A 14,384-nucleotide genomic window follows, 5' to 3' on the forward strand; every position below is an offset into this window, starting at 1 on the left:
AAAAAAAGTAGTATAGTAAGAAAAACTGAAGAAAGGACTGAATGTATGAACGCGCAGATTGTAAATAATCACGAAGGTCTGTATCGTCCTCAGTTTGAGCATGACAACTGTGGAATCGGTGCGGTCGTTAATATCAAGGGGCGCAAGAGTCACAGCACAGTGATGGATGCCTTGAAGATTGTAGAGAATTTAGAGCATAGGGCCGGCAAGGATGCCGAGGGTAAGACAGGCGATGGAGTTGGAATCTTGTTGCAGATTTCACATAGATTTTTTTCCAAAGTCTGTAAGCCTCTCGGCATTTTTTTAGGTTCTGAGAGAGATTACGGGGTGGGGATGTTTTTCTTCCCCCAGGATGAATTGAAGAAGAACCAGGCCAAGAAGATTTTTGAAGTGATTGTCAGGAAAGAGGGGATGAATTTCCTTGGATGGCGTGAGGTTCCGGTAAGGGAGGAGGTCTTGGGAAGTCGAGCGGCAGAGTGTATGCCATGTATTCTCCAGGGCTTCATTGAGCGTCCAGGGAAGGTTCCTCAGGGAATTGATTTTGACCGGCGGCTTTATGTGGTGCGCAGAATCTTTGAGCAGAGCAGCGACGACACCTATGTGGCCTCACTCTCCAGCAGAACCATTGCATATAAGGGAATGTTTCTGGTAGGACAGCTCAGGCCGTTTTTTGAGGATCTCAAGAGCCCAGAGTATGAATCAGCCATTGCGCTGGTACATTCCCGTTTCAGCACCAACACCAATCCCAGCTGGGAGCGCGCCCATCCCAACCGTTTTATTGTACATAACGGGGAGATTAATACCATTCGGGGCAATGCGGACAAGATGCAGGCAAGGGAAGAAAATATGGAATCAGAACACCTGAAAGGAGAGCTCCATAAGGTTCTGCCTGCTATCAACAGCTCAGGCTCGGATTCTGCCATGCTTGACAATGCCATTGAGTTCATGGTCATGAGTGGAATGGATTTGCCGCTGGCTGTGATGATTGCCATTCCTGAGCCATGGGCAAGTGCAAAGACTATGTCCCAGAAGAAGAAGGATTTCTATCAGTATTACGCCACCATGATGGAGCCTTGGGACGGTCCGGCATCTATACTGTTTTCCGACGGGGACTGCATGGGCGCTGTCCTTGACAGGAACGGGCTTCGTCCGTCCAGATACTATATCACGGACGACGACACACTGATTCTGTCCTCTGAGGTAGGGGTCCTTGACATTAATCCAGAAAAGATCGTGGTAAAAGAGCGTCTCCATCCGGGGAAAATGCTGCTTGTGGATACTATTTCCGGCAAAGTAATCGGTGATGATGAATTGAAGGAAATCTATGCCGGCAGGCAGCCCTACGGGGAATGGCTGGACAGTAATTTAATTGAGCTTAGCAGTCTTAAGATACCCAATCAGAAGGTGCCCTCCTATACGGCAGAGGAGTGTAAACGGCTCCAGAAAGCATTTGGCTACTCCTATGAGGAGGTAAAGACTTCGATTCTGGCTATGGCGCAAAACGGAACAGAAGGGACTGCGGCAATGGGAATTGACGCGCCGCTTTCGGTGCTTTCAGAAAAGCATCAGGATTTGTTTGGATATTTTAAACAGCTTTTTGCTCAGGTGACGAACCCGCCAATCGATTCAATCCGAGAGGAGGTGGTAACCTCTACCACTGTTTATATCGGTGCGGATGGGAATCTGCTGGAGGAAAGAGAAGAAAATTGCAGGATGCTCAAGGTGGATAACCCGATTCTGACCAATACGGATCTTCTGAAGATTAAGAGTATGAAGAAGGAGGGATTTTATCCTGTTGAGATTCCTATCATATACTATAAGAATTCTGGTCTTGAAAAGGCCATAGACTACCTGTTTATCGAGGTGGACCGTGCAATTCGAGAGGGTGCAAATATTTTAATTCTCACAGACAGAGGCGTGGACGAGTATCATGTTGCTATGCCGTCTCTGCTGGCGCTGTCGGGACTGCAGCAGCATTTGGTAAGGACAAAGAAGCGTACGTCTGTGGCCATCATTTTGGAGACGGGAGAGCCAAGGGAGGTTCATCACTTTGCAACTCTTTTGGGCTATGGGGCATGTGCCATCAATCCTTACCTTGCCCATGAATCCATCCGGTATCTGATTGAGACAAATATGCTGAAAAAGGATTACTATGCGGCTGTGGAGGATTATAACCATGCTGTTCTTAGCGGGATTGTGAAGATTGCCTCCAAGATGGGAATCTCAACAATCCAGTCCTACCAGGGTGCGAAGATTTTCGAGGCCATTGGATTGAAGGAGGAATTTATCCAGAAATATTTCACAGACACGGTAAGCCGCGTAGGCGGAATCGGCATAGACGAGCTTGCGGCGGACTATGTGGCGCGTCACTCCCAGGCGTTTGACCCATTAGGGCTTGAGGTGGATATGACCCTTGACAGCATCGGGCAGCACAAGTCAAAAAGCGGCGGGGAAAGGCATCTTTACAATCCCCAGACCATCCATATGCTTCAGCAGTCCACCAGGCGGGGGGATTATGAGATGTTCCGCAAATATACGGAAATGGTTAATACAGAAGGCCAGTATATTAACCTGCGGGGACAATTAGAGTTCAATTATCCCAAGAAGGGAATTCCCATTGAGGAAGTGGAAAGCGTGGATTCCATTGTGACAAGGTTCAAGACAGGCGCCATGTCCTACGGCTCTATTTCCAAGGAGGCCCATGAGACCTTGGCCATTGCCATGAACCGTCTTAAGGGCAAGTCCAACAGCGGAGAAGGAGGAGAAGAAATCGAACGGCTGGACAGCGACCGTTGTTCTGCCATCAAGCAGGTTGCCTCCGGACGGTTTGGCGTCACTAGTCGCTATCTGGTAAGCGCAAAGGAGATTCAGATTAAGATGGCCCAGGGCGCGAAGCCGGGAGAGGGAGGACATCTTCCGGGAGGAAAGGTGTACCCTTGGATTGCCAATACCCGCCATTCCACTCCTGGGGTCAGCTTGATTTCTCCGCCGCCTCACCATGATATTTATTCCATCGAGGATTTGGCACAGTTGATTTATGATTGTAAAAATGCCAACAAGGATGCAAGGATTTCGGTGAAGCTGGTGTCTGAGGCGGGCGTGGGTACGGTTGCCGCAGGCGTGGCCAAAGCGGGCGCAGGGTTGATTCTGATTTCCGGCTATGACGGAGGGACAGGCGCCGCGCCCAGAAGCTCAATCCACAATGCCGGTCTTCCCTGGGAGCTTGGCCTTGCGGAGACCCATCAGACTTTAATCCAGAATGGGCTTAGGGAACGGGTGAGGCTTGAGACGGACGGCAAGCTTATGAGCGGGCGTGATATTGCCATTGCGGCCATTCTTGGGGCAGAGGAATTTGGATTTGCTACGGCGCCGCTGATTACCCTGGGATGCGTGATGATGCGTGTCTGCAATCTGGATACCTGTCCGGTGGGGGTCGCAACCCAGAATCCCAGGCTTCGGAAGAATTTTGCCGGCAAGCCGGAGTATGTGATGAATTTTATGCGGTTTATGGCGGAGAATTTAAGAGAGTACATGGCAAAGCTAGGCATTCCCACGATTGACGAACTGGTGGGGCGCACAGACCTTTTGAGAGTGAAGGAACAGCCCACCTCCGCCCGTGCGGCTACGCTGAAGCTTGGACGAATTCTTTATAATCCGCATCAAGGAAGCAAGACGCCGGTAACATTTAACCCGAAGAAGGTGTATGATTTTGAGCTGGAAAAGACGCTGGATGAGAGGGTTTTAGTAAGACAGCTTCTTCCGTCTCTGAAAAAGGGACAGAAGCGCAGTATCGAGGTAGACGTGACCAATACGGACCGGACCTTTGGGACGATTTTTGGCTCCGAGATTACCAGGCGGCATCCGGATGGGCTTACCGAGGACAGTTATGTGGTGAAATGTACAGGTGCAGGCGGCCAATCTTTTGGGGCGTTTATTCCAAAGGGGCTTACCTTAGAGCTTGTGGGGGACAGCAACGATTACTTTGGGAAAGGTCTGTCAGGCGGCAAGCTGATTGTGTATCCGCCGCGGGGAGTGAAGTACCGCCATCACGAGAACATTATTATAGGAAATGTTGCTCTCTATGGGGCAACCAGCGGCAAGGCCTTCATCAACGGCGTGGCGGGCGAACGCTTCGCAGTACGCAACTCAGGCGCCATAGCCGTGGTGGAGGGTGTAGGCGACCATGGATGTGAATATATGACAGGAGGACGGGTGGCTGTCCTTGGCAAGACGGGCAGGAACTTTGCTGCAGGAATGAGCGGCGGGGTAGCGTATGTGCTGGATATGGACAGTGATTTGTACCGGAATGTAAACAAGCAAATGGTAAATATTGAGCGTATTTCGTCGAAGTTTGATGTCAATGAGTTAAAAGGCATGATTGAGGAGCATGTGGCTTGCACAAATTCTCAGATTGGGAAGGAGATTCTTGAGCATTTTAAGGAATATCTGCCGAAGTTTAAGAAGATTATCCCTGTAGATTATGAGCGGATGCTGACCACAATCCTTCAGTTGGAGGAGCAGGGTATGAGCAGCGAGCAGGCGAAGACGGAAGCATTTTACGCTATGAAGGGCGAGAAATAGGAGGTGGAGAAGTGGGAAAAGCGACAGGTTTTATGGAATATGACAGACAGGACAAGGTGGCGGAGGCGCCGAAGGAGAGACTAAAGCATTTTCACGAATTCCACACGCCCTTATCAAAGGAGGAGCAGGAACGCCAGGGGGCCAGATGTATGTCCTGTGGAGTGCCTTTCTGCCAGGCTGGTCAGATGATTATGGGTATGGCCAGCGGATGTCCGCTGCACAATCTGGTTCCGGAGTGGAATGACCTGATTTATCACGGGAACTGGGAGGAGGCTTATTACAGGCTTAAAAAGACCAATAATTTTCCGGAGTTTACATCCAGAGTGTGTCCGGCTCTGTGTGAAGCCGCATGTACCTGTACTTTGAACGGAGATGCGGTTTCCACCAAGGCAAACGAGTATGGTATTATTGAAAATGCCTATGAGAAGGGCTATGCAGGGGCAAGGCCGGTGAAGGTGCGTACCGGCAAGAAGGTGGCGGTTATTGGCTCTGGCCCTGCCGGTCTTGCGGCGGCGGATATGCTCAACCGGAGAGGGCACAGCATAACTGTGTTCGAGCGTGAGGACAGAGTGGGAGGCCTTCTTCGGTATGGAATTCCTAACATGAAGCTTGAGAAGCAGATTATTGATAGGAAAGTCAGTATCATGGAGGCGGAAGGGATTACCTTCATAACGGGCTGTAACGTTGGAAAGGACAAGAAGGCGGCGGAGATTTTAAAGGAGTATGACCGTGTCCTTCTGTGCTGCGGAGCATCGAATCCAAGGGATATCAAGGTGCCTGGACGGGAGGCAAATGGAATTCATTTTGCAGTAGATTTTCTAAAATCCACCACGAAGGCTCTTTGGGCGAACCAGCTTAAGCTTAAGGAGGGGGAATATATTTCCGCAAAAGGAAAGAACGTGCTGGTGATTGGAGGCGGCGATACGGGAAACGACTGTGTGGGTACATCTATGCGCCATGGAGCCAAGTCAGTGCTTCAGCTTGAGATGCTTCCCAAGGCGCCGGATGAGCGCGCCTTTGATAATCCGTGGCCGGAGTGGCCAAAGGTGTGTAAGACGGACTACGGGCAGCAGGAGGCCATTGCTGTATTCGGGAAAGACCCGCGGGTGTACCAGACCACGGTGAAGGAGTTTCAGAAGGATAAAGCGGGAAATGTCTGTAAGGCGGTTCTTGTGAAGCTTGAGCCTAAGAAAGAGGAGAAAACCGGACGGGTGGTGATGGCAGAGATTGCCGGAAGCGAGTATACGGTGGATGTGGATTTGGTGCTGATTGCGGCGGGCTTCCTTGGAAGTGAGAGCTATGTGACGAAGGCCTTTGGCGTGGAGGTTGACGGACGGACGAACGTGGCCGCAAGTCAGGGAACCTATGGAACGAATGTTCAGAATGTTTTTGCGGCTGGCGATATGCACAGGGGACAGTCCCTGGTGGTGTGGGCAATCCGCGAAGGCAGAGAGGCGGCCCAGGAGATTGATATAAGTCTTATGGGATATACGAATATGAACATCCAGTAATTTTCTTGGTTATATTTTACGAAGCGCCTTGTCGATAGAGATTCCTCTTAAAAACATTTGTTACAAAATTATTAAAAAATGTTGCAAGTTTTAGTGGTTTGAGGTATAATTGTTACCAGATGTAGAGGGACTATGTCGAAAGAACGTAGATGAGTGTAAATAGTAAGCAGAAAATACATAAAAAGGATGGTTTCACTATGAAAAGATTTGGAGCAAGACTTTTGGCCGCTATTGTTGCTGGTTCGCTGATTGTAACGCCGGTTATGGCAGCGCCGTCAATCGACGAATTGAAAGAGGACAAGGCTGAGAAGCAGAGTGAAGTAAATTCCTTACAGGAGGAATTGAAGCAGATTCTATCGAAGATTAATGGTCTGGAGGAGGATCTGGTTAAGAAGGGCGAGGAGATCATCCAGGCAACGGATGACTTGGCAGCCGCTGAAGTAAGAGAGAGAGAGCAGTATGAGGCCATGAAGCTTCGTATCAAGTATATGTACGAAGAAGGAGACACGACGGCTCTTGAGTCTCTGGTAACAGCGGAGAATTTCTCCGACCTGGTGAATAAGGCGGAATATGTACAGAATGTACATGATTATGACAGAGATCAGTTACAGGAATATGTAGAGACAAAGAATCAGATCTCAGAGCTTAAGACGACTCTTGAGGAAGACCAGAAGAAGCTGGAATCTCTGCAGGTTGAATACGAAGATCAGAAGGATGTACTGAATACGACCATTGAGGAGAAGCGGGCAGAGGTAGCCGACTTAGACGGTCAGATTCAGGCGGCGGTAGAGGCAGCGGCAAGAGAAGCTGAGGAAAGAAGACGTCAGGAGGAAGCAGCGCGTCAGGCAGCAGCAGCGGCGGCAGCTAATAATAATTCCGGAAACCGCAATAATGGTAACAATAACAGCCAGAGTACAGGAAGTTCCGGAAATCATTCGTCAAATAACTCAAGCAGCAGCGGAAGCAATAGCAATAGCAGTAGTAGCAGTAGCAATTCCGGTTATACAGGCTCCGGCAACGCATCTGTGGGAATGACAATCGTGGGCGCTGCACGTTCCCAGATTGGAGTTCCGTATGTATGGGGTGGTACAAAGCCAGGTTCAGGGCTCGACTGTTCAGGACTTACCCAGTATGCTCACAGAGTAGCGGGAATTAGTATCGGACGTACATCAGGCGAACAGGGCGGAGGAGGAGTTCCGGTCAGCAGTCCGATGCCTGGAGACATTGTTTGCTATTCCGGTCATGTAGGAATTTACACCGGAGGCGGAATGATGGTTCATGCGCCTCAACCGGGACAGAATGTGAAGGAAGTCGCTGTATATGGCTCTCCGTGGTACAGACGTTACTGGTAAGAAGTTTATGATACATATTGTGGAGTGATTATAATATAATTGCAGATATTGTGTAACAGTTTAGCCTGCAACCGCGCACTTGCTGCGCGGTTAGCAGCCAATGAATTGGAGCAGCTGGGAATCCGCCTCTTTGCCGCAGGCAAACTTTAAAATGGGCGGATTCCGTAACAGTGAAGCCGGAAGGCTGAACTGTTACGATATTGTAGAATTTAAGCAGATAAAAGCCTTGCAAATGCAGGGCTTTTATGCTATCATGAAAAAGTCGCAAAAATCACGCATTTGTTTGTTCAAGAGGGTGCCAGAGCTTGTAGACGAGTGGATAGTCAAGCGGGTTTCAAGGACTTACACATATGCGGAAGCAAAAAACCAAATGGAGGAAAGAAACATGAGTGTTATTTCAATGAAGCAACTTTTAGAAGCAGGTGTTCATTTTGGACATCAGACCAGAAGATGGAATCCTAAGATGGCTCCGTACATTTACACGGAGAGGAATGGCATCTATATTATTGACCTGCAGAAGTCTGTGGGTAAGGTAGATGAGGCATATCAGGCAGTATCTGATATTGCGGCAGACGGCGGTACAGTTCTGTTTGTTGGAACCAAGAAGCAGGCTCAGGATGCTATTAAGACTGAGGCTGAACGCTGCGGAATGTTCTATGTAAATGAGAGATGGCTGGGCGGTATGCTGACTAACTTTAAGACCATCAAGAGCAGAGTTGCACGCTTGAAAGAGATTGAAAGAATGTCAGAGGACGGAACATTCGACGTACTGCCGAAGAAGGAAGTTATCCAGTTGAAAAAAGAGTGGGAGAAGTTGGAGAAGAACTTAGGCGGAATCAAAGAGATGAAGCAGCTTCCCGACGCTATTTTCGTAGTAGATCCGAAGAAGGAGAGAATCTGCGTACAGGAGGCACATACTCTTGGAATCCCGTTGATTGGTATTGCAGATACTAACTGTGATCCAGAGGAGTTGGATTATGTGATTCCTGGTAATGATGATGCAATTCGTGCAGTAAAGCTGATTGTTTCTAAGATGGCTGACGCTGTAGTTGAGGCTAATCAGGGAATGACAGGTGTTGACGGAGTGTACGATGAGGCAGAAGCTGACGCAGAAGTTGTTGAATAGATGACAGACATTTGGAGGAGATAGACATGGCAATTACAGCTAGTATGGTAAAAGAGTTAAGAGAGATGACAGGCGCAGGCATGATGGACTGTAAGAAGGCTCTGAACGAGACGAACGGTGACATGGATGCGGCTGTAGAATACCTGAGAAAGAACGGACAGGCGAAGGCTGAGAAGAAGGCTGGACGTATTGCGGCAGAGGGTATCGTTGCTACCACAATCAAGGGCGACGACAAGGTTGCTGCAATCGTTGAGGTTAATGCAGAGACTGATTTCGTTGCAAAGAATGAAGTTTTCCAGACTTATGTGAAGGAAGTAGTAGAGCAGCTTGCGGATTCCAATGCGGCAGATGTAGAAGGATTTAAGGCAGAGCCATGGGCTCTTGATACATCTATGACTGTTCAGGATAAGCTGGCGGCTATGATTGCTAAGATTGGCGAGAATATGAACATCAGAAGATTCGAGAAGGTGGTTGCCGAGAATGGAATCGTGGTATCCTACATCCATGCAGGCGGCAAGATTGGCGTTCTGGTTGAGGCTGAGACGGAGTGTAATTCTGATGCGGTGAAGGAAGCGTTAAAGAATGTGGCTATGCAGATTGCGGCTCTGAATCCTAAGTACGTTTCTACTGATGATGTACCGGAAGAGTATAAGGAGCATGAGAAGGAGATTCTGATTGCTCAGGCTAAGAATGATCCTAAGAATGCCAACAAGCCGGAGAATATTATCGAGAAGATGATTACCGGACGTCTCAATAAAGAGCTGAAGGAAGTCTGCCTGTTAGAGCAGGAGTATGTGAAGGCTGAGAATAAGGAGACGGTTGCTAAGTATCTGGAGGCAGTTTCTAAGGAGGCTGGTTCTGCGGTTACTTTGAAGAGATTCGTACGGTTTGAGACGGGCGAAGGACTTGAGAAGAAGAATGAGGATTTTGCAGCTGAGGTTGCGGCGCAGATGAATCAGTAAACTTCTGAGAAGAATTGATTTACGAACCCCTGAAAATCCCATAGAATGGGCATTTTCAGGGGTTTTTTGCGTTCTTGGGAGAGGTTCATAACTTATCGTAAATTACCGTATTTTGAGTGCCGATTTGGGGGATTTTTGGGGGAAGAGTTGGGGGAAAGGGTATCCCCCAAATGGTGTGTGAAAGTTTGCCTCGTTCTTTTCGTAAAAGGGGAGAAGTTTGCTTGCCGTTTCTGGACGTAGATTTACATGGATTTTCTCTAAATGGTGTTAGGGTGCGTAAGCTGTTATATCTTAATCATATAGGAATTACGGTGATGATAGAGATTATTGGTTGATAGAGGCGTGAAATTGGCCTATAATGAGTAAAGAAGAAAACGATGTCATCAGAAATTATGTATCTTTATAGATAGGGGTGGGTGTTGTCATTGAAAAATAGATGGGAATTATTATGCACAGACAAGATCATCCGTATATTAATCGGAGATAATGCTGATTGTCAATCAGAAGGGTATAGATTAGGTTTGCCTTATTTAAGAGGTCAAGATATTTGTTCATTAGCGACAAGGTTCGGATTTCCAATTGTTTATAAGGAAGATGAGTTAGGCTGTAGTTCCAGATGTGAAATGTTTAAAGCATTTCTGTTAAATATCATTAAACGTGAAATGGTGTCTAATGTTTTAGCATATATGTTTTCAATGACGCAATTTGATTATTTGACAGAATTGGGTGATAGGAATACTATTCAGGAGGCATATGACAAAGCAAAGAAATGGGCATTGGACGCTATAAATGCAAATCTGTTTTTAGGAAAACATGAATTGAAGGTAGTCAATGAGAAATTTTATCTTGTTGAGTTTCAGAAAGATATACAAATAGAAGCTCCGGTTTTTAATATTGTGAATATGGAATATATACACAGTTTAAGGACAAGATGTACTGAGGATTTATCCAATGGAAATTATGATAGTGTAATAACAAAGTCGAGAACGTTGATGGAAGAAGTATTTTTATATGTTTTGGAAAATGAAAAAGTTGACGTTAAGATGAATGGTGATTTAACGCAGTATTATGGAAAGATAAAAGAGAAGTACGGATTGAATCAAAGTAGCGATATTGACAACAGAATCAATAGCTTATTTAGTGGTTTGGAAAGAATAGTAAGGGCAATTGCTGAATTAAGGAATAAAACCAGTGATAGTCATGGAGCAGGACAAAAGCGGTATGATGTTGTATCATTTTAGTTGACACCTTATACGCAAGGATTTGATGTATAATCAAAGAGAAATAAGGAGGCAGCTAATATGACAAAAAAACAACGGAAATACGACATGGAATACAAGATTCAGGCTGTAAAGCTGGCAAAGGAAATTGGCGGCGCAAAAGCAGCTTCTGAACTGGGCATCCCTGAAAACACTATGTACGCATGGACGAAAGCCGCAAGGGAGGGAAGACTGGATGCCGGTCCCGGCTCGCACACACCACAAACGGCAATGAGTCTCGCAGAGGAATTGTCCCTCCTGCGCAGACAGGTTAAAGAGCAGGAAAAAGAAATCCGCCGCTTGAAAGAAGAAAATGAATTTCTTGAGGAAGCTAGCGCTTTTTTCGCCGCCAGCCGTCGGAAGTCTGCAAAAGACAAAGAATGATCTTTCTTGCCATAAAAACGGAAGACGGCGTGATAAAGGGAAAAATTTCTTTCTACTGCCGGATACTGAAAGTCACGCGGCAGGGATTTTATAAATATCTGGCAGATAAAGACCGTCCGTGGAAATATCAGGATTTAGCCAGTATCATGCAGGCAATCGCATCAGAAGATGAATGCAACGATACTTATGGACGAATCCGTATGTATCAGGCGCTTCTCTTAAAACAACCGGAAGGTATCCGTATTCCCGGCGAGAGGACGGTCTATCGCGTCATGGAGAAGATCGGGCTTAGCCACCGTCCGAAACGCAAACCGAATGGGATCACCAAAGCAGACCGTGAAGCATGCAAATCTGATGATCTGCTGAAAGGGGATTTCCGATCTGCACAGCCACTTAAAAAATGCGTCACGGACATAACTGAAATCAAAGCAAAAGACGGGAAACTGTATGTATCTGCCATATTTGACTGTTTCGATGCAGCAGTTCTAGGCTTGGCAATGGATACAAACATGAAAGCCGTATTATGTGAAAGAACGCTTGCCAACGCCGTCCACTCCTATCCGGCGCTTAAAGGAGCGGTCATCCACTCTGACCGGGGATCACAGTATACCAGTGAAATCTATCGTAAGAGCATCGCGAAATACGGAATCCTTCAGAGTATGAACCGTGACGGTGGCCGCTGCCATGACAATGCAAGGTGCGAAAGCATGTGGGCGCGGATGAAAGAAGAACTTCTTTATGGCCGCCATAACACAGAAAAAATGACCGTTGAGGAACTAAAGACACTCATTTTTAGATACTTCATCAGCTACTGGAATAACAGGAGGATATGCTCAGCCAATGGCGGGCTTCCTCCTATGGTCAAAAGACAGAGGTATTATGTATCTCTGGATGCTGCAGCTTAGGCATTAAGTATCCTTGCAAAAAAAGTGTCAACCAATATTGACAATATCAAGGATACGTTAAACCTGCGTGACACCCGTGTCTATGACTATATCCCCACCGAGGACGGGAAGAAAAAGGCAGTCTTAAACAAAGAGGAAACCGCCATAGCGCAGGGCAAGCAGGACTTAATCAAGCAGGCGTTCCAGGACTGGATCTGGCAGAACCCGGAGCGCAGGCAGAGATTGACGGCATATTACAATGAGAATTTCAACGCCATCCGGCCGAGGGAATATGACGGGAGCCATTTGAATTTCTATGGCATGAACCCGGAGATTAAGTTAAGGCAGCACCAGAAAAACGGGGCTGCCCGCATCATTTACGGGGGGAACAGCCTGCTTGCCTATGTGGTAGGGGCTGGGAAAACCTACACGATGGTTGCGGCGGCGATGGAGTGCAAAAGGTTGGGACTCTGCAACAAATCCATGATTGTGGTTCCAAACCACATCATAGAGCAGTTTGCCGCCGAGTGGCTCCAGCTCTACCCTGCCGCCAACCTGCTTGTGGCCACCAAAAAGGATTTTGAAACCAAGAACCGGAAGAAATTCTGTGCGAGGATTGCGACCAGCGACATTGACGCAGTGATTATCGGCCACAGTCAATTTGAGAAAGTGCCGCTCAGCACAGAGAGGCAGCAGCGTATGCTGGAGGAGCAGATTGAGGAAATCATAGACGGGATAGCGGAGGCAAAGCGCAACGGGGGGAGCAGGTTCACCATCAAGCAGATGGAGAAATCAAAGAAATCCCTGCAAACCAAACTGTCAAAACTCAACGACCAGAGCCGGAAAGATGACGTTGTTTTCTTTGAAGAACTGGGCGTTGACCGCCTGTTTGTGGACGAGGCGGACGGCTATAAAAACCTTTACCTTTACACAAAAATGCGGAACGTGGGCGGCATCGCACAGACAGAGGCGCAGAAATCATCTGATATGTTCATGAAGTGCCGCTATCTGGACGGGCTAACGGGCGGGAAAGGCGTGATATTTGCCACCGGAACCCCCGTGAGCAACTCAATGGTGGAGCTTTACACCATGCAGAGGTATTTGCAGTACAACACCCTTGTGCGGAACCATTTGCAGCATTTTGACGCATGGGCGTCCACCTTCGGGGAAACCGTCTCTGCCATAGAATTAGCCCCGGAGGGTAGCGGCTACCGGATGAAAACGAGGTTTGCACGGTTTTACAACCTGCCGGAGCTTATGATGATGTTCCGAGAAGTGGCGGACATCCAGACCGCCGATATGCTGAACCTGCCCGTGCCGGAAGCGGAATACAAGGTGGTGGCGGTAAAGCCCAGCGAGATCCAAAAGGATATGGTACAGACGTTGGGGGAACGGGCGGAGCGTGTGCGAAACGGCATGGTGAACCCCATGCAGGACAATATGCTGCTGATTACCAATGACGGGCGCAAGCTGGCGTTAGACCAGCGGCTTACGAATGAAATGCTGCCGGACGAGCCGGAGAGCAAAGTCAATGCCTGTGTCAACGAAGTCTACCGCTTTTGGGAGGAGGGGAAGGAGCAGAAATTAACACAGTTATTGTTCTGCGATTTGTCCACGCCGAAGAATGACGGGACATTCAGCGTCTATAATGACGTGCGGGATAAACTGATTGCGAAAGGAATCCCGCCGCAGGAGATTGAATTTATCCATGACGCCAACACGGAGGTGAGGAAAAAGGAGCTATTCTCAAAGGTACGCAGGGGAGCCGTCCGCATCCTAATGGGCAGCACGTTTAAGATGGGCGCAGGCACAAACGTCCAGAATTTAATCATTGCCAGCCATGATTTAGACTGCCCGTGGCGTCCGAGAGATGTAGGACGGATTTTGCGGACATTCAAAATAAAAAAGAATGTGGAGGTAACAGACAATGGCTAAATCATTATTTGAGGAACTGGGCGGCAAATATGAGCGGCAAGGAGATTACTTAATACCGTGCTTAATCGTACCCGCCGAAGAAGAACAGCCCATAGGCATATGGGGACAGCGGCACTTGGACTATCTGAAGCAGTATCGAAAGGTTACATACACCAATCTTCTCACAAGCGGCAGGCTCAACGCCTACCTTGCCGACATTGACAGGCAGGCGCAGGAACGCTTTGAAAGGCTCATAGAGGGCATGAAACAGGCACAGGGCATTACGGAACGGCTAAAGGCTGAAAACGCCTTAGAATGGGTCGGGAGGATGAACAACATACGGGCTTGTGCAATGGAGATTGTAAACGAGGAAATAATCTACGCATAACAGACAGGCGGCAGAGGGTAAAA

Annotated in this window: 9 protein-coding genes and 1 pseudogene; all 10 read left to right on the forward strand. The window is 47.9% G+C overall.

The window, feature by feature from the left end; translation table 11 throughout:
- Positions 1 to 45: 45 nt before the first annotated feature.
- The 10 genes and pseudogenes from gltB to GN277_RS07890 all read left to right on the forward strand — a co-directional run bounded on the left by gltB (position 46) and on the right by GN277_RS07890 (position 14,361).
- The gene (gene gltB / locus GN277_RS07845; RefSeq protein WP_159750598.1) at positions 46 to 4,581 is read left to right on the forward strand and encodes a glutamate synthase large subunit; all 4,536 of its coding nucleotides are present in this window, start codon (positions 46 to 48) and stop codon (positions 4,579 to 4,581) included.
- Positions 4,582 to 4,592: 11 nt separating this feature from the next.
- On the forward strand, positions 4,593 to 6,092 hold the full coding sequence (locus GN277_RS07850) for a glutamate synthase subunit beta (RefSeq protein WP_159750599.1): 1,500 nt from the start codon (positions 4,593 to 4,595) through the stop codon (positions 6,090 to 6,092).
- A gap of 197 nt (positions 6,093 to 6,289) precedes the next feature.
- Entirely contained in the window at positions 6,290 to 7,444 is a 1,155-nt protein-coding gene (locus GN277_RS07855) for a C40 family peptidase (protein ID WP_159750600.1), read from the forward strand.
- Between the two features lie 385 nt (positions 7,445 to 7,829).
- Positions 7,830 to 8,570, forward strand: coding sequence for a 30S ribosomal protein S2 (rpsB, locus tag GN277_RS07860; RefSeq protein WP_159756486.1), 741 nt, complete (start codon positions 7,830 to 7,832; stop codon positions 8,568 to 8,570).
- Positions 8,571 to 8,596: 26 nt separating this feature from the next.
- Entirely contained in the window at positions 8,597 to 9,532 is a 936-nt protein-coding gene (gene tsf, locus GN277_RS07865; RefSeq protein ID WP_204162714.1) for a translation elongation factor Ts, read from the forward strand.
- Positions 9,533 to 9,957: 425 nt separating this feature from the next.
- Positions 9,958 to 10,773 carry an abortive infection family protein gene (locus GN277_RS07870; protein ID WP_159750602.1) on the forward strand — a complete coding sequence of 272 codons (816 nt, stop codon included), beginning with the start codon at positions 9,958 to 9,960 and terminating at the stop codon, positions 10,771 to 10,773.
- Positions 10,774 to 10,833: 60 nt separating this feature from the next.
- Positions 10,834 to 11,175: a transposase gene (locus GN277_RS07875; RefSeq protein WP_159750603.1), complete on the forward strand. Its 342-nt coding sequence runs from the start codon at positions 10,834 to 10,836 to the stop codon at positions 11,173 to 11,175.
- On the forward strand, positions 11,172 to 12,080 hold the full coding sequence (locus GN277_RS07880) for an IS3 family transposase (protein WP_159750604.1): 909 nt from the start codon (positions 11,172 to 11,174) through the stop codon (positions 12,078 to 12,080). The genes GN277_RS07875 and GN277_RS07880 overlap by 4 nt, the downstream gene beginning before the upstream one ends.
- Positions 12,081 to 12,125: 45 nt before the next feature.
- Positions 12,126 to 13,994: pseudogene (locus GN277_RS07885) on the forward strand (DEAD/DEAH box helicase family protein); the annotation flags it as partial.
- On the forward strand, positions 13,987 to 14,361 hold the full coding sequence (locus GN277_RS07890; protein WP_016288753.1) for a TnpV protein: 375 nt from the start codon (positions 13,987 to 13,989) through the stop codon (positions 14,359 to 14,361). The pseudogene GN277_RS07885 and the gene GN277_RS07890, both read left to right, overlap by 8 nt.
- Positions 14,362 to 14,384 lie beyond the last annotated feature (23 nt).

It is taken from the genome of Sporofaciens musculi (assembly GCF_009830285.1).
Lineage (GTDB): Bacteria > Bacillota > Clostridia > Lachnospirales > Lachnospiraceae > Sporofaciens > Sporofaciens musculi.